The following is a 23,100-nucleotide window of genomic DNA, read 5'->3' as shown; positions in this document are numbered from 1 at the left end:
GTGGAGGTCGCGTAGGGGTCGAAGGTTTTATCGCATTTGCGACAGGACGACGAACGGGCACCGCTGGTCTGACAGATGGTCGACAGAACCGGCCAACCAAGGCCATTCTGATAGTTGGCGAACGCAATCAATCGCGTTTGCTACCGATTAACAAACGGAGGTGTTCCATGCCGGTGCCCCACGACCTTTTTCAGGATTTGCATTGCACAAAGGAAGAAATCCAGCAGAAACGCACCAAGGACCCGTTACTGGATTCACTGATCAACAAATACTCGCTGGCGGATGCCGAAGTGGTAAAGGCAGAGGAAGCCAAATCCAGTGATGATGCAGTGACGAAGCTCAAGGCGAAGCGCCTGGAGGTCAAGGACAAGATCGTCAAACAGCTCCAGTCGTCCTCCTGATGCAAGTGGTGAGCCACCGACAGTCGGTGGCTGAATAATTGGAACGGCGATATTAACCGGCACCTCGAATGTTCAAAGCCCGATGACGTGGCTGCAGGCGAGGTGCCCCATGGCTGATCCAAAATTTCCCAGCGAAGAACAAGGGGGCTACGACCCCATTCCGACCCATCCCGAACCCCTGAGTCCCGGTCGCACTGCCGTCAACCCGGAGGATGAACCGGGCATTGATGAATTGCCGAACAACGAAGGTGCCATCCCCATGGATCAGGATGACGGCACTGACATCGATCGCGAACGGGTGCGTGAAGAAACCGATAATGCGGTGCGCGATGGCGAATCCGATCCGCGGTAGTCAAATTCACGACAAACCTTGTGGGAGCGAGCCTGCTCGCGAAGAGGGCCTGACAGTCGACATCGATGTTGTATGCGCTGCAGTCTTCGCGAGCAGGCTCGCTCCCACAGGTTTATGGCATTGCCTTGCTGAGCGGCAACCGCACCATGTTTTTCGCTCTCAACGAGCCAAAATACAACCAGTCCCCGTACTCGCGCGCGGTGGTTATCGGCGAATAGTTGCCGCTACTGCCATCCTGCAGGTTGGCGATCACCTTGCCGTCAAGGTCAAGGCCCAATACAAAGGCGCGTTTTTCCACCGGCTGGGGCAGGACGGTCATGGCCCGGGCGATCATCTTGCGCACAAATGGGTGTGGCGCAGTGTTGTCGAGCAAGGCGTTGCGCGGCGTATACAGCGCCACCCAGAAACGGTCGCTTCCGTTGAAGGCCAGGTTGTCGGGCAATCCCGGCAGGTTGTCGATGAACAGGTCATGGGTGCCGGCTTTCGACCCGCTCAACCAGTAGCGGGTAATGCGATACGCGCCGGTTTCGTTGACCAGAACGAAGGCATCGTCCGGACCCAGGGTGACGCCATTGGCGAACTCAAGCTTGTCCAGCAGCATTGTGGTCTTGCCGGTCTGGAAGTCATATCGCAGCAAGCGTCCGTCGCCGCCATGTTCGATGATTGCATTAAGGTCCTCGCCGTAGCCGAAACGGCGGGAGGCGTCACTGAAGTAGGCATAGTGCCCGGGTTTATCGATGACCACGTCGTCGGTGAACCCCAACGGCACACCGTCGGCGCTGGTGGTCAAGGCCACCAGGCGACCCTGGGCGTCCAGTGACAGCAAGCCCTTGACGGCGTCGGCGATTACCAGCAACCCATTGGGGTGGCGGGCCAACCCCAGGGGCCGGCCGCCGGTATCGGTCAGCATCCTGGTGTCCTGACCGTCCAGGCTGGTGCGAATGACCCGGCCATCATGCAACCCGGTGATCAGTGCATTATTTTCCAGGAGCAGCGCTTCGGGGCCATCGATGTCCGCGGCGCCGACGCGTACCACGCCCTTGAGGCGCTGGTTGTCCGCGTACGGGCCGCTGCTGAGGGACGGCGCGGGTTCTGGGTTCCAGGCTACGGGCTGCACTTTGGTCGGCATCAATAGCAGGAAAGCGCCGAGGGCGATGATCAGCAGCAGTATCCCATGGTGAAACCTGATCGGTCGGCTCACGCACGGACTCCTGACAGCGCCAGGTATTTTTGCGCGGTGTCGCGAAGCGCTTGCATGGACGCGGCCGATTCGCGATCGATCCGCCGCTTGAGCAGCAATTGGTTGGCCAATCGCATCGCCAGGCCACTGAACCGGTATTCCAGCGTGCGCACGAACCGCGTGCCACTACCTTCGGCCGCGCATTCGTAAGTCAACAGCAACGACAGGCCATTATCGCCATGGGCCCGGGCAATCCAGCGGCGGCCAGGCAGATACTCATCGACTACCCAACTCAAGTGGCCGTCTCGCCCACCGGCGCGGATGTCCTCCTCGAACCGCGCGCCAGCATGCAAAGGCCCCTTCGGGCCGTTGATCCGCAAGGACGATGGATGCCACTGCGGCCAACGGGTCACCGTGCTGGCATAGGCGAGCACGGCAACGGGACTACCGGCGATGTCGATCTGATGCTGCATGCGGGTCATGGGCGTTCTCTTGAGGTCTTCGATGGCCGGTTCCGGTTCCGGCTCCCAGTAGAGGGTGCCGAACAGGTAATCCATCAACGGAAAAACGATGTTGAAATTACGTTGCTGCATCATTTCGCGGCGGTGGTGCAATTCATGCAGGCGACGCATCTGGCGGATCCACGGCAGCCGCGTAATCCGGTTGTGCGGCGGCAGATGTTCACACGCATGGAACACTTCATAGGTCAGGTACCCCAGGACCAGGCAGCCGCCCACCAGCCCGGCGACGTTGACGTCCAAGGGCTTGAGCAGCCACCACAGGGGCAGGGCGATCAGCAGCGTGTGCAACACGATCAGCCAGGCGGGGAACAGGATGACGCGCCAGTCGCGGGCGCTGTCATACGTCATTTTGCCGGGGGCGAAAAAGCTGTGATGGTCGCCGGCATGGCGGGCATAGAACATCCGCGCGAAGTTTTTTTTGTGATGGCCAAGGTGGCGATGCACCATGTACACAATGAAACTGAACAACCACAGGGACACCGGGACGGCCAGCCATTCAAGGGGCTGTACCTGGTGCACGGTGCTCCAGAAAACACCGATCGCCACCAGGCCGAACATCAGCACGAAGGCGCCATGCAGCCAAGGGTTATAGCGGGGATGGATGTCACAACGGTAGCGGGCGCGAAATGCTTCGGTGGTCTGCCTCACTGCAATCACCTGTCGTTATTGTTATCTCCAGCAGATTAGTCGATCCCGGCGTTTTGGTTGGCAGCTGGGCTGGATTTTTGCGGGAGCTGCGGTCATGGCAACGGACGATGACTCTTAGGGCGCCGATGGAGGTCTTTCAGGTTGACGCAAGCAAGCAAATCAAAAGCGGCCTTGAAGCCCACCTCATCGCAGGACTGTGAGCGATGTGATGTGATCGTTCCCGCGCAGAGCGTGGGAATGATCACGTCTCCAGCAGATTAGTAGCTGCCCCTGTATTTTTGCTGGTGCGTATACGCGAATTACCGTAAGAGCCGGCTTGCTGGCGAAGAACGATAACGCGGTTCGACAAACACGACGCGTTGTCTGGCTCGCGGTAGCACGCAAATGCATGCTCGCCCGCAAAGCCGATTCAGCTCAGCGGGTTCCAGCGTTGTGACCAGTCGTCATCGCTGCTGATCACCTCGCGCAGCAGATCGAAAGCTCGCTGTAGAGCTGCAGAATCGCGGTCGCGTGAGTACACCAGGTAGGTCGGGTAGCTGAACTCCGGGGCCTTGGGCACGGGCTCGAGCATGCCGTTTTCCAGGTAGCTCTGGACCACCCGGGTGCGGAAGTAGCCGCTACCGCCGTGTTCGAGGATGTACTGCAAACCCAGGGGGCCAAGATTGAAACTGAGCGCCGCCTTGGCTCTTTCCGGCAGGGCGGCGTCGTGCTGGCGCCTGAAGTCCTGGCCCCAGTCGATGTACACGTAGGGTTCGGGGCGTTCGGGGTGGCGCACGAGGATGAGTTTTTCTTCGAGGATCTGTTCGACTTGCAGGCGCGGCCAGTATTCGGGCTGATAGACCAGCGCCGCATCGAGTACCCCAAGCTCCAGTTGGCGCAGCAGGTGCTCGCCATCACGGATTTCCATGCGCAGCGCATGGCCGGGAATCCTGTCGCGCAATACACCGGCCCAACTGAGCATCAGCGGGTTGCACAGGCTGACTTCGCCACCGATGTGCAGCACGTCGTGGAACCCCTCGGGCAAGGGCAAGTCCCGGCGCGCGGCTTCCCACGTTTCCACCAGTTGATTGGCATAGATCACGAAGGCCTCGCCATTGGGCGTCAGGCGGGCGCCAGCACGGTTGCGTACGAACAGCGTGCTGCCCAGGTGACTTTCCAGCTTCTGTACCCGCGCGGTGATCGCGGTCTGGGTGACGTGGAGTTTCTCGGCAGCCGCGGCAAGGCTGCCGTGGCGGACGATTTCCAGGAAGGTGCGGGCGAGATCGATGTCCATGGGGCGACCGGTGCGGGAAATGTTCGCATTGTAGGGGCATAAATCAAAAGATCGCAGCCTGCGGCAGCTCCTACAGGGGAATGCGTTCTCTGTAGGAGCTGCCGCAGGCTGCGATCTTTGTTTTTCAGGTCAAAACGCGAAACAGGAACAGCCAAACGCCCCCCAGAACCCGCGCAAATCACTCACCGGAGCATTCGACAAACGCGCCCGTTCGTGACTGTGCGCGTGCACCGCGCAAGCCCCGACGCATTGATGAACCTGAGTCGTCAGCGGTGCCGATGGCTTCCAGTGGCCGGGAACCTTTGCCACGGGCGACCACTCCGGCACCACGGGGATGGGCGGGGGGCCGAGTTTTTCGAACTCGTAGCTGGCGTAGACAACCTTGCCATCGACAAGGGTCAATACCGATTCGATACTCTTGATGCCCTCGACCTCCATATGGAAATAGTCGGCCGACAGCGCGATCAGGTCAGCCAGTTGCCCAACCTTGATCTGGCCCTTCTTGCCTTGCTCGGACGAAAACCAGGCGCTGCCGTGGGTAAATAACTCCAGCGCGGTGTCACGGCTCAAGCCTTGCGGATACAGCGCCAGGCCGCCGACAGTACGGCCGCTGACCAGCCAGTACAGCGAAGTCCACGGGTTGTAGCTCGACACCCGCGTCGCATCCGTGCCCGCGCCTACCGGTACGCCCTCGGCCAGCATGCGTGCAATGGGCGGGGTATGCTCGGCGGCCTTGGCGCCATAGCGGTCGACGAAGTACTCACCCTGGAAGGCCATGCGATCCTGGATGGCGATGCCGCCGCCCAGTGCTTTGACCCGCTCGATATTCTGTGGGGTGATGGTTTCGGCATGGTCGAAAAACCACGGCAAGCCGTCGAACGGAATGTCGCGGTTGACCTTCTCGAATACATCGAGCATGCGGCTGATGGATTCGTTGTAGGTGGCATGCAGGCGAAACGGCCAGCGTTGTTCCACCAGGTGGCGTACCACCGGTTCCAGGTCTTGCTCCATGGAAGCGGGCAGGTCCGGGCGCGGTTCAAGAAAATCTTCGAAGTCCGCCGCCGAAAATACCAGCATTTCTCCGGCACCGTTGTGCCGCAGGAAATCGTCGCCCTGGCCGTAGCGCGAGGTGCTGGTCCAGTTCTTGAAATCGGTCAGCTCTTCCTTGGGTTTCTGGGTGAACAGGTTGTAGGCAATGCGCACGGTCAGTTGCTGATCCTTGGCCAGTTGCTGGATGACCTGATAGTCGTCCGGGTAGTTCTGATAGCCACCGCCGGCGTCGATCGCGCTGGTGACACCCAGGCGATTGAGTTCGCGCATGAACTGCCGGGTGGAGTTGACCTGATACTCCAGCGGCAGCTTCGGCCCCTTGGCCAGGGTTGAATACAGAATCATGGCGTTGGGCCGAGCGATCAACATGCCGGTGGGGTCGCCGTTGGCATCGCGCTGGATTTCACCGCCCGGCGGGTTCGGCGTATCGCGGGTATAGCCCACCACTTTCAGCGCGGCACGATTGAGCAGCGCGCGGTCGTACAGGTGCAGGACGAACACCGGTGTGTCCGGCGCGGCCTTGTTCAGTTCGTCAAGCGTGGGCAGGCGCTTTTCGGCGAACTGGAATTCATTCCAGCCACCGACCACCCGTACCCACTGCGGCGTGGGTGTGCGCTCGGCCTGATCCTTGAGCATGCGCAAGGCATCGACCAGCGACGGCACGCCTTCCCAGCGCAGTTCGAGGTTGTAATTGAGGCCGCCACGGATCAGGTGCAAGTGCGAGTCATTGAGGCCCGGAATCACCGTGCGCCCGTGCAGGTCGATGACTTGCGTGCCGGGGCCTTGCAGGGCCATGGCCTGGGCGTCGCTGCCGACCACCACGAAGCGGCCGTCCTTGATCGCGACGGCACTGGCCTGGGGTTTCTTGCGATCGACGGTGTGCAGGCGTCCGTTGTAGAGAATGAGGTCGGCGGGGGTGTCTGGCATGGTTTTACTCCCAGCGAACAACGGGCTGATCCAGGCACCGACGGCGCCTGCGGACAGGCCTTGGAGTACGTGGCGGCGGTTGACGCCGTTGTGTTCCTCAGGTGGGCTCATGTCAGTGCTCCGCGCAACGTGAGTTGAGGGTAAACGCTTACGGCAGCCGCATGCGGCCAGATGGAATATAGACGGCAAATCCGCAGGTAGCCGTTTTCAGGCGCGCAAAACGACGAATCCCGCCACAAGGGGCGGGATTCGTTTGCAGCCAGGGGCGCTTGCGCAAGTCGCAAGCGGCTCGCTTAGGCCGGGAACAGCTCGGACAGTTTCATCGCCAGCATCATGTCGCCTTCAGCGCGCAGCTTGCCGCCCATGAACGCTTGCATGCCGTCGGTTTCGCCGCTGACGATGCCTTGCAGGGTTTCGCCGTCCATCACCAGGGTCACCTGGGCGTCCGGGTTTTCGCCTTCCTTGAGCTCGCAGGTGCTGTCCTTGACGACCAGCGAGAAGTGCTTGTCTTCGTCGATGCGGAAACCGAAGACCAGGTCCAGACCGGCAGCGGCGGCTGGGTTGAACTTGGCTTTCATTGCTTGTACGGCATCAGCTACGGAGGTCATGGTTTGATCCTTTTTTGGTAATAAGAGCTGGGTGGTTACAGCCAGGGTCACAATAGTCCGGACTCAGCGAAACGTGATGAGTTCCGGGGCCTTCAACAGCTGCAGGTGCACATGACTGTTGAAGGAAGCCAGGGCCACTTCGCGACCACGGAATTTCAGGTGGTTGAGCGAGGTGTTGACGATTTGCCAGTTCAATTCAAAAGCCTGTTTGGCAGGCATTTGCGTAATGAGGTGGAGCAGGGCGGTGATGGTCCCGCCGGAGGTGAATACGGCGATTTTCTGCGTGTTGTCGGCTTGTTCGAGGAGGCGCTGCAGGCCGGCCTGTACCCGCTCGACAAAACCCAGCCAGCTCTCCAGGCCCGGGGTGTCGTAGGTGCCGGCCAGCCAGCGTTCGATGATCAGGGCAAAGATACGCTGGAACTCGCCACGGTTCTGCGCGGCGTTGCGCAGGATGTCCAGCGCTTGCGGCTCGTCCGCCAGCATGGCAGGCAACAGCGCGCGGATCACCGCGTCGGCGTCGAATTCATTGAACGCGCTATCGGTCTCCAGGACCGGCACCGGCAGGCCCACGGCGGCGTATTGTTCGAGCGCGCTATTGGCCGTATGTTGCTGGCGGCGCAGGTCGCCCGACAGGCACCGATCGAAGCTGATCCCGAGTTCGGCCAGGTGTCGACCGAGGATTTCTGCCTGGCGGATACCGGTGGGCGACAGGACGTCATAGTCGTCTGCACCAAAGGAGGCCTGGCCATGTCGAATCAAATAGATACTGCCCACGTCCGCGTCATCCCGGTACGTTGAAGGTTTGGCGAGGTTATGGGGATGACGGTGAGCTGTCAATGAAAAAACATACGCTTGTTTGAAATGCTCGTTACAGGCCTGTTGCCAGAGGTTTCACGGCTGGTAGCAGGAGCGGCGCATGGGTATGCTGGTGGTATCCCGCGCGCTTGCATGCCGCGCAACGTTTAAGGAGTCCCTGTGGAGTTTTTGTCCGAGTACGCCGTTTTCCTGGCCAAGACCGTGACCCTGGTGATCGCCATCCTGGTGGTGCTGGCCAGCTTTGCGGCCTTGCGCAGCAAAGGTCGACGTAAATCCGCCGGCCAGTTGCAGGTCAGCAAACTCAATGATTTCTACAAAGGGTTGCGCGAACGCCTGGAGCAAACCTTGCTCGACAAGGACCAGCTCAAGGCCTTGCGCAAGACCCAGGCCAAGACCGAGAAAAAACAGAAGAAACAACCCGACGCCAAACCCCGGGTTTTCGTGCTGGACTTCAACGGCGATATCAAGGCCTCCGCCACTGAAAGCCTTCGACACGAAATTACCGCGCTGCTGACCCTGGCAACGCCCAAGGACGAAGTGGTGCTGCGCCTGGAAAGCGGTGGCGGCATGGTCCACAGCTACGGCCTGGCCTCCTCGCAACTGGCGCGCATCCGTGATGCTGGCGTGCCGCTGACGGTGTGTATCGACAAGGTCGCGGCCAGCGGCGGCTACATGATGGCCTGCATCGGCGAGAAGATCATCAGTGCGCCATTCGCCATCCTGGGCTCGATTGGCGTGGTGGCGCAGTTGCCCAACGTCAATCGCCTGCTGAAAAAACACGACATCGATTTTGAAGTCCTGACCGCCGGTGAATACAAGCGAACCTTGACCGTGTTTGGCGAGAATACCGAGAAGGGCCGGGAAAAGTTCCAGGAAGACCTGGACATCACTCATCAGTTGTTCAAGAACTTCGTTGCCCGCTATCGCCCGCAACTGGCTATCGACGAAGTGGCTACCGGTGAAATCTGGCTCGGTATTGCCGCGCTGGACAAGCAACTGGTCGATGAACTCAAGACCAGTGATGAATACCTCGCCGAACGGGCGAAAAAATCGGAGCTTTACCACTTGCACTACGCCGAACGCAAAAGCCTGCCGGAACGAATTGGCATCGCGGCCAGCGGTTCGGTTGATCGTGTGTTGTTGAGTTGGTGGAGCCGGTTGACCCAGCAACGCTTCTGGTAACGTTCAACGCTTCAAACCAATGAAACCGTGGTAATCACCACGGTTTCATTTTTTTTGGCCTTCAAAACGCTTTCCGTCCCCAAGCAGCGAAATTTCCTATCGCCACTGTCAATCGCTCCCGCTTTTTTGGGGGAGTGGGTCGAGTAGGGTGGTGGTCCTGAAATGACTGCAACGGAATGCACCATGAATGAACTATCTGAAGATGATGCCGGCCCATCCCCGGTGTCGTCTCTGCAACTGCGCGATGAACTGAAAAACGTCGTGGACCTCGCGCTGCCACAATCCCCCAGCCAGTTTGGCGAGCACTTGATCAAGGAAAAGTGGGGAGCGCACATCGAGCCGCAGACGGCCTTGCTGGTGACCCTCTATTACCGCTACAAGGGTCATCCTGCACAGGATGGCATCGAGCAGGGACAAGTGGCGAGCTCGCAGTCGCTGCTGCAAGCGCTGCTGTCCAACTACCAGACCGTTGGAGACGGGCGTTTTGGTGAAACGGCGTTTGGCCTGTACACGCCGCCTGACATCGGGCCTTCGGTTCGCATCGTAGAGAACGTCGATGAATTCGCCGATCATGGCAGCGGCAATCATGACACGTATGAGGGCATCTATCGCCAAACGTTTCCACAAGCCTACGGACCCCAGACTCAGCTTGGCCTGAGGCCTGCGGACTTCAAGCGATGGGTGTGGGAGCTGGACTTGCATGGGCTTTATCAACGCTATCTTGACCACGCCTGGCCATCGGACGAAGAGCTTGTTGCCGACCGGCCCTACGCATTGCGCACGTCGGTCAAGGCGGCGTTCGTCATGACGGCCTGGTTGCAGCGTCATGAGCAACGCTTGACCCAAAAGGGATTGGAGCTGGCGTTACAGGCGGCAGGCTTGCCCCCTGACCAGTCATGGGAAACGCTGACCATCGAGCAACTGCAAGCACCAACACGCGTGTCTTCGTCCGTCAAGGCCGGTCGCTTGAAACTGTATCGTTATACCGCGACAGATATCTGGGCCTTGCGCGACACCACCAGTGCCAGGCTGTTGTTGTACATACCGGGTAACTCGTCACCCTTGCATGAGTTCGCTGACGCCACGCAAATGCACCAATGGATCGTTGCGCAGGGCAAGGTCGGCGCGACTAAACAGGCATTGGCGGCGCATTTTGCCGAAGACGATCGCGACGACGGAACGTTTCACGCCGGTGTGCGCACGGCGCTCGATGGCATGGCGCAGTATCCGGCGGAGCACCGACTGACCAACAATGCAGGTCTGTTCAACAACGACGGCTACTGGGATCCGGCCGAGTACATCGGCTATGACGATCCGCCATCGGCGAGCGATCCGTTTGCGCAACTGGTGCTGACGATGAAACGGGCGGCCCAGGCCAGCGTCGCCAGCGTCCGCAGCGATGCCCAGGTCAATCGCGACAACCTGAGCGCCGTCGTCGAGCCGCTTGTGCAATGGATCAATCAATTCGGCCCCTTGGCGCTGTTTGTTCCGGGGGGCGAGGGCATCCTGGCGCTGGCCGGGCTGATCGACGCCGGTTACGGTCTGGTTCAGGCGGTAACGGGGCAAACCTCGAGCGAGCGTTCGCAAGGCGTGACACGCACCGTTTTTGGTTTGCTCAACGCCCTGCCGATAGCCGCTGAAGTGGCGCTGAAGGGGGAAACCACGGTCGTCCCTCCGCAAGAAGGCGAAGTGATGCCCGGCTCGCAAGTAAGCACGTCGCCAATGCCGGGCCCCGCGAAGCCGGCATTGCCGACACGGGTCGAGCTGATCCGCGGCATCGGGCCGGCCGTGGCGTCTTTGAGCGATGAAGTCCTGGCACAGATCGGCAAAGTCAGCGCGATCGACGACGATATGTTGCGGTTGATGCAATCGGGTCGCCCACCGACGCCGCTGCTGGCTGACACGATCAGTCGCTTCACGATCGACCAAGACCTTGGTCCTGCCGGTACAGCCGAATTGTTCGACCGTCGTTACGCCGCGCTTCAACGCTCGGAGAATGAATGGGTCCAACTGTTCCAGCGCGAATATCCGAACCTGCCCAAGAACGTCATCGAGCAAATGCTTGACCGTTATGGCGTGGACATCCAGCGCTCGCCCCAATTGTCCGAAGCCAGGCAAGCGTTTGCAGGCCTGGACAGCAAGGCGCGGCAATACCAACAGCATGTGCGGCTAAATCGGGCCTATGAAGGTCTTTTTCTGCGCTCGGTGGCCAGCCCGGACTCGGAAACGCTGGCCCTGCATTCGCTGCAGAGCCTGCCCGGCTGGCCCGGGAATCTTCGGGTCGATGTTGTTGAACAGACCGCCATCGGACGCGTGCTCGACCGCATTGGTCCACTGGAGGCGACCGACGTTCGACGCCTGATCAAGACTTCCGACCATTACCTGCACCAGGGCATGCAAACGAACTTCCATGAAGCGCTGTTGGGTTTGTTGTCGCAAGACGAGCGTTCGGCGTTGCATTTGCACGCGCCTGATCAGGCCTACCAACTGCGGCAGAAAATCGGCGATCAGGCATTGCCCCGGTCCGAGTTCAGTCTCGGACTACGGAGGAGGGATGCCGGGCTGCCTTTTGAAGCCCGGGGGCTCAGAGGCGGCGGCTTTCCGGGAACGCCCCAGGCCGAGGCCCTGACGCACCAGATGATGCGCCTGCAACTCAAAGAGATCTATCCAGACTTCACCGATGCCCAGGCCGACGGGATTCTCCTGCGGGAGGGCAACAACGCTCAGGCGCACATCGAATGGTTGAAGCAACAGCTACAGCAACTCGACACCGACCTGACCGCCTGGGTGGATATGGTGGCCGATGACGTCCATGAGATGGGTATCGATTTCCTCACCCCGAATGATCCCGAAGCAGCGGGATTGAGCGATGCTCAAATCCAGGCCTATAACGTTGAGCTGCTGCAGACTGAAATGCGCAACGAAGGCGCGGTTCGAAATGAGTTGGCCGAGGAGCTGGTTGCCATCTGGCAGCAACGCAGGACGCCACAGGATCTGTTACTGGCGGCTGATCAGATACGCGGCATCAAGCTGGATCTCGACTTCGAGAATCACCACCGGTTACCCGACTTGAATGTCCGGTTCGATAATGTCATCCACTTGTCGATGCGCGGCTTCCAACTGACCGAAGTGCAAAGCCTGGAGGGGTTTCTCGAGGGCTTTCCCAATCTTGAAGTGTTGAATCTGGAAAGTCTCGACCTGAGTCACTTCAATCCTGGCGGCGTCGCGCCACGTGCCCTGCCTGCTGCAATCAATCAGATGCGGCATTTGACTACGCTCAATCTCAGGTCGACAAACCTGACGTTCAGCGAGGCCGCCGCGTCTCAACTGACGGGTTTGACCCGTCTGCACACCCTGGTTCTGAGCGATAACCCCCTGGGTGTCCCGCCTTTGGTGCTGGGGATGAATGACCTGCGATGGCTTGATTTGAGAAATACGCAAATCAGCTCTTGCCCGGTCGGGATCATGGACCCGCCTTACCTGGAGTGCCTGAACCTGCGTAATAACCAGATAGCCCGGGTGCCACCAGCAGTGCTTAACCAGGCTATCGCGAGGGATCGAGTGCTGTTGCAGGGCAATCCATTGACGGATGAGGACACCTTGTTGCGCATTGTCGATCATCGGCGGCGCACAGGTATCAACCTGTGGTTAAGTGATCCCGGGCCCGATTACGGGGATGTCATCGAATGGCTGCGCGAAAGCGATGGGGAGCTGCAGGCGACGCGACAATTGATCTGGCAGCGGCTGGCAGCCAGGCCCTTCGGCAGCCGGTTCCTGAGGGTCGTGGATGGACTCAGCCTGACGGCGGACTTTCGGGTCGATTATCTGTCGCTTCAGGGAAGGGTGTGGCGGCTGCTCGGTGATGCCGATGCTTCGCAAGCGCTATGGGAGAGATTGGTTCAGGATATTGAATCGGCCCAGGTCGATCCTGAAAACCCGTTTGCGCTGTTCGTGGCACTTGAGGATCGTGCCCGGTTTTATCGGGACTGGGAGGCCATGGGACGTCCGTTTCCGATAAGCGCGCAGTAACGGGTGAACCTTGAACCCCGCCAGGGGTTCAAGGTTTGCCGATCAGCGGCGACGGAACAGCGGCAGCGGTTCGTCGGTGGCAGCCTGATAAGTCACGGAGAAGTCCTTGAGACCTTCCAGTGCTTGGTATGGGTCCTTGTCGGCGCGGATCGCGAACGCATCGAAACCGCAGCGGCGCATATAGAACAACTGGTCGCGCAGCACATCACCAATGGCCCGCAGTTCGCCTTTGAAGCCGTAACGGTCACGCAGCAAACGAGCGTTGGAGTAGTTGCGGCCATCGGTGAAGGCCGGGAAATTCAGGGCGATAACCTGAAAGTTCGCCACGTCTTCACCGATTTCCTCGGCTTCTTCATCGGCATCGAGCCAGATGCCCAAGCCACCGTCGCGGGCCAGGAGCATACGGCTGTGTTCGCGCCACAGCTGCAACGGAACGATGTAGTCGTCGCAGTTAGTGATCTCATCGATGCTGAAATCCTTGGGCAGCAAGTGCCAGGTTTCGTCGACGACTTCGTTGTTCTTAATTATTCGCTGCATAGACGCGCTCCTTGAAGAGGTCGATGCCAATACGCTGGTAGGTGTCAATGAAGCGCTCGTCTTCGGTACGTTGTTCGATGTACACGTCGATCAGCTTCTCGATCACGTCAGGCATGGCTTCCTGGGCAAAGGACGGGCCGAGGATCTTGCCCAGGCTGGCGTCGCGGCTGGCGCTGCCACCGAGGGAAACCTGGTAGAACTCTTCGCCTTTCTTGTCCACCCCGAGGATGCCGATGTGGCCGACGTGGTGGTGACCACAGGCGTTCATGCAACCGGAGATGTTCAGGTCCAGTTCGCCGATGTCGAACAGGTAGTCCAGGTCGTCGAAACGGCGCTGGATCGATTCGGCGATCGGGATCGACTTGGCGTTGGCCAGGGAGCAGAAATCGCCACCCGGGCAGCAGATGATGTCAGTCAGCAGGCCGATGTTCGGCGTGGCGAACCCTTTCTCGCGCAACTCGCCCCACAGGGTGAACAGCTTGTCCTGCTCGACGTCGGCCAGGATGATGTTCTGCTCGTGGGAAGTACGCAATTGACCGAAGCTGTAACGGTCGGCCAGGTCGGCCACGGCGTCGAGCTGCTTGTCGGTGATGTCGCCTGGTGCAACGCCGGTCGGCTTCAGCGAGAGGGTCACGGCCACGTAGCCTGGCTTCTTGTGCGCCAGGGTATTGCGCGCGCGCCAGCGAGCGAAGCCTGGGTGCTGCTGGTCGAGTTCGGCCAGGGCGGCGGACTGGTCGTCCAGCGCCTTGTAGTCCGGGTCGACGAAGTGTTTGGCGACGCGATGCACTTCGGCTTCGGTCAGCGTGGTCTGGCCACCGCGCAGGTGTTCCATTTCCGCATCGACTTTCTGGGCGAAGACCTCAGGGGTCAGCGCTTTCACCAGGATCTTGATCCGCGCCTTGTACTTGTTGTCGCGACGACCATAGCGGTTGTAAACCCGCAGGATGGCGTCGAGGTAGCTCAACAGGTCTTGCCATGGCAAGAATTCATTGATGAACGCGCCCACTACCGGCGTACGGCCCAGGCCACCGCCGACCAGCACGCGGAAACCCAGTTCGCCAGCGGCGTTGTGCACCGGCTCCAGGCCGATGTCGTGGACTTCGATGGCGGCACGGTCGGAGGTAGAACCGTTGACGGCGATCTTGAACTTGCGCGGCAGGTAGGCGAATTCCGGGTGGAAGGTGGTCCACTGGCGGACGATCTCGCACCACGGGCGCGGATCGATCAGTTCGTCGGCAGCGACACCGGCGAACTGGTCGGTGGTGACGTTGCGCAGGCAGTTGCCGCTGGTCTGGATCGCGTGCATCTGCACGGTGGCCAGCTCGGCCAGGATGTCCGGGATGTCTTCCACGGCAGGCCAGTTGAACTGTACGTTCTGCCGGGTACTGATGTGCGCGTAGCCCTTGTCGTAGTCGCGGGCAATCTTGGCCATCATTCGCATCTGGCGCGAAGTCAGTTGGCCATAAGGTACCGCCACCCGCAACATCGGCGCAAAGCGCTGGATATAAAGGCCATTCTGCAGGCGTAGAGGGCGGAATTCTTCTTCGCTCAGCTCGCCTGCCAGATAGCGTCGGGTCTGATCACGGAACTGCTTGACGCGGTCCTCGATGATCCGCTGATCGTATTCGTCGTATACGTACATATAAGTCCTGTTCTCAGGCTTGGGTCGCTCGGATACAGCTGCGTTTTTGTGCTTGCCGCAGTCCAAGAGCCTCGCAATTCTGCGCGCACGGCCGCGCACTCCTTAGGGAGCCGGGGCAAGATACCAGTTTGTAGTTATGCGCAAAAGTGATGTTTGAGTATATGTAAAGAACCAAAAGGACTAATGAGATTCGTCGTTGCAATGTCCCTGTTTGTGGTGCGGGCAATCGTCGTCTTTACTGTGATCGAGTCTTTATGCAATCACCGATAAAACCGACAAGAGGCGATGCAATGAGCAACCCAACCAAAGCACGCAAAAGCGACAGTTCGGTCGACGCTTGGGCAATTCTGTTCCTGATCATCCTGGTGGTCGGCACCGCGGTATTCTGGGTCAGTCACCAATAAACCAACCCGTCCGGGTCTCTGCCGACGCTTGTCGGTTCGCGGGCTGTCGTGCGCGCGAATCTTCCGGAGGCCCGGTACGGTCAATAGCGAAGATTTTCTACGCCTTTCGATATCCGTTCAGGCTGTAACGCTGATGCCTCATGCCCCGGCTAATAGCAGTACCAGCTGCACGATGCCGTACAGTGTCAGTGCGAAGACTGCCGTGAACAAGATCCCCAGGATCACAAAATGGCTGGGTTTGCCGTGGGTGAAGTCCCGCGCCCGGTTTTTCCCGCTCTGCACCCCGAACGCCGCCGCCATGACGCTGTGGAGCATCTGCCAAAACGTGGGTGGCTTGTTATCGACTGGATCGTCCATAAATCCCTCTTCAGCAAGGTGTGAGATCTCAGCATAGCCAAACAAACTGCCCGTTTCCCCCTATAAATATGTACCGCCATGCCGCCGGATGGCCGTGGTGTCCTGATGCGCTCTCAATCGAGCATCAGGAGCAACATCATGCCGGACCCTTCCATACCCGCTGAACCGGGATTTCACGTTCCGTTTATCAAGAGCCGTCTTCCCGACTGGACGCGTCACCTGGTCACCCCCCATCTCCAGGCCATGACACAGGCGCGCAATCCAGCCCGGCGATTCATCAAGGCGTACCCTGAACTGTATGCCAAGGCACCGCAGGCATTGCGCCAGGCCTTGCTCGACAGTCAGGCACAGAGCAACGCTTCCAACCAGGCGCTGGCCACGACTCTCAAGGATTTCAAAGGCATCACCGAGTTCGCCAAGCCATTGCTGACGGATGCGTTGCAGAAAAAATTCGGTCAGGCGCCGGATATTGTCAACACGGCGCTGTTTCATATGCGTTCGCCCAATCTGGCAGAAGAGCAGCCATTGTTGCAGGCGGCGCTGCGAAACTTCGAACAGGATGATTCCTTCGACGGCGTTGCCCTGCAGGAAACCAGTGCGCTGGCGCCCGCGGGGGCATTGGAGCGGCACTATTACGATCACAGCAAACATTACCCGTTTGCGAAGGTGCGCTACAGCATACGAGACAAGTTGTCGATCAAGCCCGCTGAGTTCGCCAGCCTGTGCCGGGAACTGGACGTGGGCAAACAGTATCAGGACCATTTGAGTGCTGTATTCGATGCGCCCGACAAGGCTGCGACTGTTCGCCAACAGACGATTACGGCGAACAAGAACCGAATGCGCGTGCAGGCGCACATCGCTCGGATAAGGTCAGACATTGATGCTGCGGACTATGCGACGGTGCTGGCGATACTCGATGGTGATTCGCCAGGGCGACTCGATGCCGAGCCGATCATTTACAGCCGGTTGGAGGTTCTTGGCTCGGCGTTGAACGACGTGCTGATTATCGGGGCGGCGTCGCGAAGACACAGGCATACCCTGCAGAATCCCTGGCTCTCTGCCCTAGCGGGCTCACCCGCGCTGGGCAATCTGATTCCTGATTCGCGGATCATCGTCTACATTCCAGGCGATCCTATCAGCCCGCTCAAGGCGTATGCCTGCGCCCGCGAGTTTGCCCAGGACCTTGCGATCAAGCTGCGTACCGCCGGTTACCAGCGCTTCTTCGCCGGCTTTGTCGCGCAAGATGAGTCGGGCCGTTTTGTCCACCGGCTCAAGCGTCAGCTCAAGGTCCACAAGTGGGACCCGGCTCCGGTCTACCCGGGCCCGCCCTATAACCCGGATGCGTTCCGCAATGGCATGTATGTAGAGGTGTGGAACGAGAATCTCGACCTGGGGATGGATGAAGTCTTCATTGATGAAGAAGTGTTTGGAGCCTGTTATGAATTTCATCTGGCCAGGGTGAAATCCAATGCCAGGTTGCTGGCGGTACCCACCGCCGAAGTCGACCACGCCGCCTGGAATACGCGACTCAAACACTTTGCCGAATGGGGCTTGACCGTTTTGAACGTGGCGGCCTTTTTTGTCCCGGGGCTGGGCGAGGTCATGCTGGCCGTCACCGCCCTGCAATTGAGTTACGAGGTGTACCAGGGGGCGCAGGCGTGGAAAGAGGGAGATGCCGAAGAGGCCTGGGAACATTTCAAATCAGTGGTGCAGAACGTAGCCTTCATGGCCGTGTTGGGCGCGGCAGCGAGCAAGGCGCCACCAATCGTCAACTCGCGGTTTGTCAACGGGATGAGCAGGATCTCCACGCCTTTTGGTGAACCGCGCTTGTGGAGTCCCGATCTGGCACCTTACAAGAGCAGTGTCTCTCTGGAGGGGCTGGAGCCCAATGCCATGGGGCAGTACAAGGTCGGGGACAAGACCTATATTCGACATGAGGGAAATGTCTACGAAAAGACCTTCGACCCGGCACTGAAAAAATGGCGGATCCAACACCCCAGCGATCCCCAGGCCTATCAACCGATCTTGCAGCACAATCAGCTCGGCGCCTGGCGCCACACGCTTGAACGGCCGCTGGAATGGGATCGTCCAACATTGTTGCGGCGAATGGGGCCATCCATGGAGGATTTTTCTGATGCGCAGCTGCAGCAAATTGCCGAAGCCAGCGGCGTCAGTGATGATGCGTTGCGCCAAATGCACATCGATCAACAGCCACCGCCACCGCTTTTGGCCGAGACCATCAGGGCGTTCAAGGCTGATCAGCAAGCAAGCCAGTTGATTGATCGGATCCGCACCGGCAATAACCTGGGTAGTGCTTACGAGGCTGTCGTACCGATGGCTGTGGAACTGCCGGACTGGCCCGTCGACGAAGTGGTGGAAGTCTTCGAGGGGCTGGAACCCTGGGGGGCCTCGCAACGCTTCGGTTCAGCGGCGGCACTGAACAGCGTGAAGCCCACGATCAAGATCACCCGAGCGCAAGTGCGGGCCGGAAAATTGCCGGAAACTGTATTGCAGGCGCTCGACGAGCCACAAATCAACCGATTGCTGGGGGCACGCAGCGCACAAAAAGGCGCGGATCGCGTGCAGATGTTCAGGGACAGCCTGGCCGATCACGGGCTGGGTAGGAAAAAGTCGCTGTTCGACCGACTGCTGGCCGGCCAGCAGACGCCTGATGCCGATATTCAACGACTGCAGCGAAGTTTCCCTTCACTGTCGCCGGAGGGCGCGCGGCACGTGCTGAACAACGCCAGCGCTGCCGAGCTGGCCCAATTGCGCAGCGCAAAAATACCTTTGCGCCAGGCTCAGGAAATTCGCGTCCATTTACAGCAGGGCGCCCTGAACCGGGCAATTTGCGGTCTGCATCTGGAGAGCATGGCGTCCGTGGCCAGCGATCGTCTGGCATTGCACAGCCTGGAACAGTTGGCCGGCTGGCCGGCAGATGTCCGCGTGGAACTGCGCTCCGGTACGATCAAGGGCCCATTGCTGGACAGCATTGGTAGCGAAAGTGCGCCGATTCGCAATTACCTGGTCAAGGGCGACGGATATTTTCGCGCCTGCGACGACCAAGGCAGGCCGGTGAACAACATCCCCGCCCATGGCCAGAATCTGTATGAATCGCTGCTGGAATTTCTGCCCGAAGCGACACGGGCAACCCTGGAAGGCAATCAAGGCCAGGCCTTGCAGAAAAAACTGGCGAACCATGCCAGCACTCATCGCAGCGACATGGCACTGATCTTGAAGCAGCGTCCGTTGAATGGCCCCGGGCCGGCGCTGCGCCTGCCCGATGGCCGCCTGGGTTACCTGGCCAGTGGGCGCGGTGTCGGCTTGCCCGATGGCGCGTTGATCTCAAGGGTGCGGGACCTTTACCCGAACATCTCCGATGTGCAAGCCAGTCAATTCGTCAGAAGCCGCCTGAGCGCGGGAGACACCGATCAGCAAGTGTTCAATCTGTTGAATAATCGTCAACGGGAATTCGACGCATTGGACACTGCATTGAACAACTGGGTCGATGCTGGCGCGCCGGTCGCTGCGGGTGGGCAGTCTCGCCGGGTGATCGCCGATCGATTGATCCATTGCTGGCGTTATGGTCTGTACCGAGAGTTGGAGCCCTCTTTTTCTCTGGATTTACGCGGTGCTGACCCCTTGCCCGAGTGGGATGCCGTCTTCAGCCATGTGCGTAGCGTGGAACTGGACAGCGGCCAGCTGATCGGTGATTCGGGCGGTGAGTTGCTCCAGCGCTTTACGAAGATCAAAAAGCTGGGACTCTCGGTGAACGTGCAGGATATGGCGACTCTGGCAGAAAAGCTGCCGGAATTGACCGACATTACCGAGCTTGCCCTTGATTGCGCAGTGGAGGCGTATTCGCCGCAATTGGTGCAAGCGCTCCAGGGCATGACTCAACTGGAGCAGCTGTCCCTCAGGGGCAATCTGGGCGTAATGGACTTCGGCACGCTGACGAATCTGCGGTCCTTGAGGCTGGTGGGCAATCTGGACGAGTGGCCGAGTGGGTTGTCGGGCCTGAACCGGCTTGAAACCGTCGATTTACAGGGTGTGCCAATCAAATCGCTGCCTGACGAGCTGTTCAGCGGGCAGGAGTCGCTATGGCGCAGCTTGCAAGTGGATTGGGCTGCCCTGGAACCGCAAGCCTTCATGAAGGCCTATGATTTTGTGCATGACAACCCGGCGCATCTGGTCGATGAGCCGCAAATGGTTGCTCGGTACTGTAGAGGGCGCTTGTCGAAACTGTTGCCCAATGATTACAGCTTTGCATCAGACGCAATGGCGCAGTTCAGCAAGGACGGGCTATCGGGACGGGCATTACTGGCACAGGTTGATGCACTGCACGAGCAGCAGCAGGCATTGAATCAGTCTTTGGACACCTGGGAGGCCAGGGTTGTGCGGGTCGATGGCAGACAGGTGGAGGTCGAAGAACGTGCGGTGATCGCTGGCAGAATCCGCGAATGCGCTCGCAAGGCGCTGCGTTCCCGCTATTGCCCCCCGGAGCCTGTGGCAGGGCCGTCGTGGCGGCAAACTGATGCAGTGGACGAAGTGTTGGACCTGACGGGGTTTGGGCCGTTGGGTGATTTGCCCGTGCTTGGCGATTCGGTCTTTCCTCATGTGCGCAGCCTGATCCTCAGGGACAGCGGGCTTTCGACCGCGCAGGTCAATGACTTCCTCAGTGGATTTCCCCAACTGCGTACCCTCAATCTGAGCGCCAACCAACTGACCGCGCTGCCGCAGGCAATTGATACGCTCGCAGAACTCAGCGAGTTGAACCTCTCGTTCAATCGGATCAGTATCACGGCGTCAGGGCAAGCGCGGTTGAACCGTTTGAGCCAGTTGAAAACGCTGAACCTGGCGTACAACCGGGTCGGCGCTCTCGAGGTCGGTTCGATGACGAGCCTGCAGAGCCTGGACCTGAGCCACACCAATATCCGCCAATGGCCCGAGGGCGTGTTGTCATTGCCCAACCTGCACCGCCTGGCCCTGAATCACAGCGGTATTACCGACATCCCGGCAGCGGCCCTGACCGGGCATGATCAGCTGTTGGCGGGGACCTCGCTGCAAGGTTGTCGGCTGAGCCCGCCAGCATTGACGGCGGTACGGACATACGCGCAACGCACCGTATCCGGGAACCCGATGGGTATTGCGCAAGCGCACCTCTCGGCCGGACGCACCGGAGGCGATCCGGAGTTCTTTCCGGATGAAGTAGCGGAGCGCCCGGACCTGCTATTGCCGTTGCACCTGGAGCCTGGCGCAGGTGATTTGCCCCAGACCTCGGCTGCCAGGCTGCAGCGCCTTGATCCTCAGCTTGGGGATGCGCAAGCCGTTGGACGGATCGACGCATGGCTTGCCCAGGGTATGACGGCTCTCGAAATTGAAGCCCGGCTGATCCAGTGGCAGCAACAGCAGACACAGTTGATCAAGGACTTGAATGACTGGATCGATGTCCCGGCCGTTCGCGCTCGCCAGGGTTGGGTGGGCGCTGTAGATCGCCGCCGGGCGGCAGACCAGCTTCTGGAGTGCTGGCGAGCCACCTTGCGAGATGTTCCTGCGGCCGAGGGGGCGCCGACTGACGCTGCACTTGTTTTTACCGGCCTGATCGGCGATTTGCCTGCCTTGTCGGTCACGTTCGAACATGTCGGCGCGTTGGACCTGAACGGTGTCGGGCTCACGGACAGTACGAATACGTTCCTGCGTTCGTTTCCCCGCTTGCGTAGCCTGACGCTCGATAACAACCGCCTGGGGGCGTTGCCCGAGGCAGTGGGGCAATGTGAATACCTCGTCCGGTTGAGCGCCAGTTCTAACGATTTGCGCACCAGTGATGTGTTGATGCGCCAGCTGCGCTCCTTGAGGCATTTGCAGTGGCTGGACTTGAGCTGGAACAGGCTTGGCAGTTTTGATGTCGCCGACCTTGAGCAGTTGCAAGGGCTGGACCTGCGCAGCAACAATCTTCGGGAATGGCCCCAGGGCGTGTTGCAAGCGCCAGCGCTGACAACACTTAACCTGAGTCGCAACCAGATAGCGATAATTCCTCCCGATGCCTTCTTGCCTGAACACGCAACCTTGATGGCCGGCACCGACTTGTCTGACAACGTCAATCTGGAAATGGAAGAAGTCTTACGGTTGCAGGAGTACCAGCGGGAAACTGGCCGTGGATTGGGTTACACCGCGCAAGAGATCGAACAATTTCTGGAGGGCTTCGGACCTGAGGCGTCCGAGGGGGGCGAGACTACTGATGAGGAAGTTCACCCCGACAATGAGACACCGCAGGTACAAAAAGCGCGATGGTTTGCCAACGTGGCGGCAGACTCGGAAAAGCACCAGATGTGGGACGCCGTGATGGAGCGGGACACCACCCATGACTTTTCATACATCCTCTCGCAACTGGAGTACACCCGGGACTTTGCCGCCGACCGCCTGGATCTCACGCAGCGCGTCTGGCGTGTCCTTGAAGCCGCGTATGGCGATGAGGCGCTGAGCGAGCGGTTGATGGGCACCTCGAGGGCATTGAGGAATCGCGCGACCTGTGGTGATGGCCGGATACTGTTGTTCAACGAACTGGAAATCGAGGTCTATGAGTTCAATGCCTTGAAGGACATCGCCCCTGAACACAAAGGTCGCGAGCTGCTGAAATTGTCCAGAAGCCTGTTCCGCCTGTCGCAAGTCGAGGAGATAGCCGCCACGCGTATCCGGCTCATGCCGTCACTCGATCCTGCCGAGGTACGCCTGGCCTATCGAATCGGTCTGGCCCGGCGTCTTGAATTGCCCAACCAGCCCAAAGGCATGCTCTATGAGGGTTTGGCGAAAGTGACCGCAGCGGATCTGGACGCAGCCTACACAAGGATCATTGCCGGGGAAAAGACCCCCGAGTTCATCGAGCAACTGACCGCGCGTAGATACTGGAGAGATTACCTGGAGGAGAAATACCCCGCAGAATTTACCAGGGTGCAGCAGGGTTTCCAGGACAAGGTCAGTGAGCTTGAGGATAAATACCCGGAGCTCAATTCGGCCTACCTGCAGGAGATGGACGCCCTGGATAGCGTCAATAAAGCCAACCGCCTGCAACTGCTGACCACACTCAGCGAACGTGAGGTAGCCGAGTTGGGCGCACAGGCCTGATCGTCAGCCGGCAAAGCTCTGGAGTCAGCACAGGTCTGCCTCCAGAGCCCA

General features: G+C 59.6%; 14 protein-coding genes. 5 read left to right on the top strand and 9 right to left on the bottom strand.

Annotated elements, in window-relative coordinates; genetic code table 11:
• Positions 1 to 167: 167 nt before the first annotated feature.
• Both QLG10_RS21950 and QLG10_RS21945 read left to right on the top strand, forming a co-directional pair.
• Entirely contained in the window at positions 168 to 401 is a 234-nt protein-coding gene (locus QLG10_RS21950; protein ID WP_110754498.1) for a DUF465 domain-containing protein, read from the top strand.
• A 109-nt stretch (positions 402 to 510) separates the two neighbouring features.
• Positions 511 to 753: a hypothetical protein gene (locus QLG10_RS21945; protein ID WP_110754496.1), complete on the top strand. Its 243-nt coding sequence runs from the start codon at positions 511 to 513 to the stop codon at positions 751 to 753.
• Between the two features lie 112 nt (positions 754 to 865).
• Here QLG10_RS21945 and QLG10_RS21940 read toward each other — a convergent pair whose 3' ends face one another.
• The 6 genes from QLG10_RS21940 to QLG10_RS21915 form a co-directional block, all read right to left on the bottom strand.
• Complete coding sequence (locus QLG10_RS21940; protein WP_248678210.1) at positions 866 to 1,954, bottom strand: SMP-30/gluconolactonase/LRE family protein; 1,089 nt, start codon at positions 1,952 to 1,954, stop codon at positions 866 to 868.
• Complete coding sequence (locus tag QLG10_RS21935) at positions 1,951 to 3,102, bottom strand: SRPBCC family protein (RefSeq protein ID WP_248678209.1); 1,152 nt, start codon at positions 3,100 to 3,102, stop codon at positions 1,951 to 1,953. The genes QLG10_RS21940 and QLG10_RS21935 overlap by 4 nt, the downstream gene beginning before the upstream one ends.
• A 409-nt stretch (positions 3,103 to 3,511) precedes the next feature.
• Positions 3,512 to 4,375 (bottom strand): LysR family transcriptional regulator, encoded by an 864-nt coding sequence (locus QLG10_RS21930; RefSeq protein WP_110754491.1) that lies wholly within the window; start codon positions 4,373 to 4,375, stop codon positions 3,512 to 3,514.
• Between the two features lie 129 nt (positions 4,376 to 4,504).
• Entirely contained in the window at positions 4,505 to 6,352 is a 1,848-nt protein-coding gene (locus tag QLG10_RS21925) for an amidohydrolase (protein WP_282488017.1), read from the bottom strand.
• Positions 6,353 to 6,645: 293 nt separating this feature from the next.
• The gene (locus QLG10_RS21920) at positions 6,646 to 6,960 is read right to left on the bottom strand and encodes an SCP2 sterol-binding domain-containing protein (protein ID WP_110754489.1); all 315 of its coding nucleotides are present in this window, start codon (positions 6,958 to 6,960) and stop codon (positions 6,646 to 6,648) included.
• Between the two features lie 63 nt (positions 6,961 to 7,023).
• The gene (locus QLG10_RS21915) at positions 7,024 to 7,734 is read right to left on the bottom strand and encodes a histidine phosphatase family protein (protein WP_110754487.1); all 711 of its coding nucleotides are present in this window, start codon (positions 7,732 to 7,734) and stop codon (positions 7,024 to 7,026) included.
• 201 nt (positions 7,735 to 7,935) lie between these two features.
• Here QLG10_RS21915 and sohB point away from each other — a divergent pair, with 201 nt between their 5' ends.
• Both sohB and QLG10_RS21905 read left to right on the top strand, forming a co-directional pair.
• Positions 7,936 to 8,958, top strand: a complete 1,023-nt coding sequence (gene sohB / locus QLG10_RS21910; protein ID WP_020799152.1) for a protease SohB — start codon at positions 7,936 to 7,938, stop codon at positions 8,956 to 8,958.
• Positions 8,959 to 9,141: 183 nt separating this feature from the next.
• Positions 9,142 to 12,987: a DUF6543 domain-containing protein gene (locus tag QLG10_RS21905; RefSeq protein ID WP_282488011.1), complete on the top strand. Its 3,846-nt coding sequence runs from the start codon at positions 9,142 to 9,144 to the stop codon at positions 12,985 to 12,987.
• Between the two features lie 42 nt (positions 12,988 to 13,029).
• Here the strand turns inward: QLG10_RS21905 and QLG10_RS21900 are convergent, their stop codons facing one another.
• From QLG10_RS21900 to QLG10_RS21890, 3 genes are all read right to left on the bottom strand, one after another.
• Positions 13,030 to 13,524 carry a DUF934 domain-containing protein gene (locus QLG10_RS21900; RefSeq protein ID WP_110754483.1) on the bottom strand — a complete coding sequence of 165 codons (495 nt, stop codon included), beginning with the start codon at positions 13,522 to 13,524 and terminating at the stop codon, positions 13,030 to 13,032.
• On the bottom strand, positions 13,508 to 15,166 hold the full coding sequence (locus QLG10_RS21895) for a nitrite/sulfite reductase (protein ID WP_110754481.1): 1,659 nt from the start codon (positions 15,164 to 15,166) through the stop codon (positions 13,508 to 13,510). The genes QLG10_RS21900 and QLG10_RS21895 overlap by 17 nt, the downstream gene beginning before the upstream one ends.
• Positions 15,167 to 15,708: 542 nt before the next feature.
• Positions 15,709 to 15,927 (bottom strand): DUF2970 domain-containing protein, encoded by a 219-nt coding sequence (locus tag QLG10_RS21890; RefSeq protein ID WP_110754479.1) that lies wholly within the window; start codon positions 15,925 to 15,927, stop codon positions 15,709 to 15,711.
• A 138-nt stretch (positions 15,928 to 16,065) separates the two neighbouring features.
• On the opposite strand from QLG10_RS21890, the gene QLG10_RS21885 reads away from it, so the two are divergent.
• A complete protein-coding gene (locus tag QLG10_RS21885) occupies positions 16,066 to 23,049 on the top strand; it encodes an NEL-type E3 ubiquitin ligase domain-containing protein (protein WP_282488010.1) in 6,984 nt (2,327 codons plus the stop codon).
• The last annotated feature ends 51 nt before the right edge of the window (positions 23,050 to 23,100 follow it).

Source organism: Pseudomonas sp. V98_8, from assembly GCF_029967975.1.
Taxonomy (GTDB): domain Bacteria; phylum Pseudomonadota; class Gammaproteobacteria; order Pseudomonadales; family Pseudomonadaceae; genus Aquipseudomonas; species Aquipseudomonas umsongensis.
The sequence above is the reverse complement of the archived record's forward strand: the minus strand, read 5'-3'. Positions and strand labels throughout refer to the sequence as shown.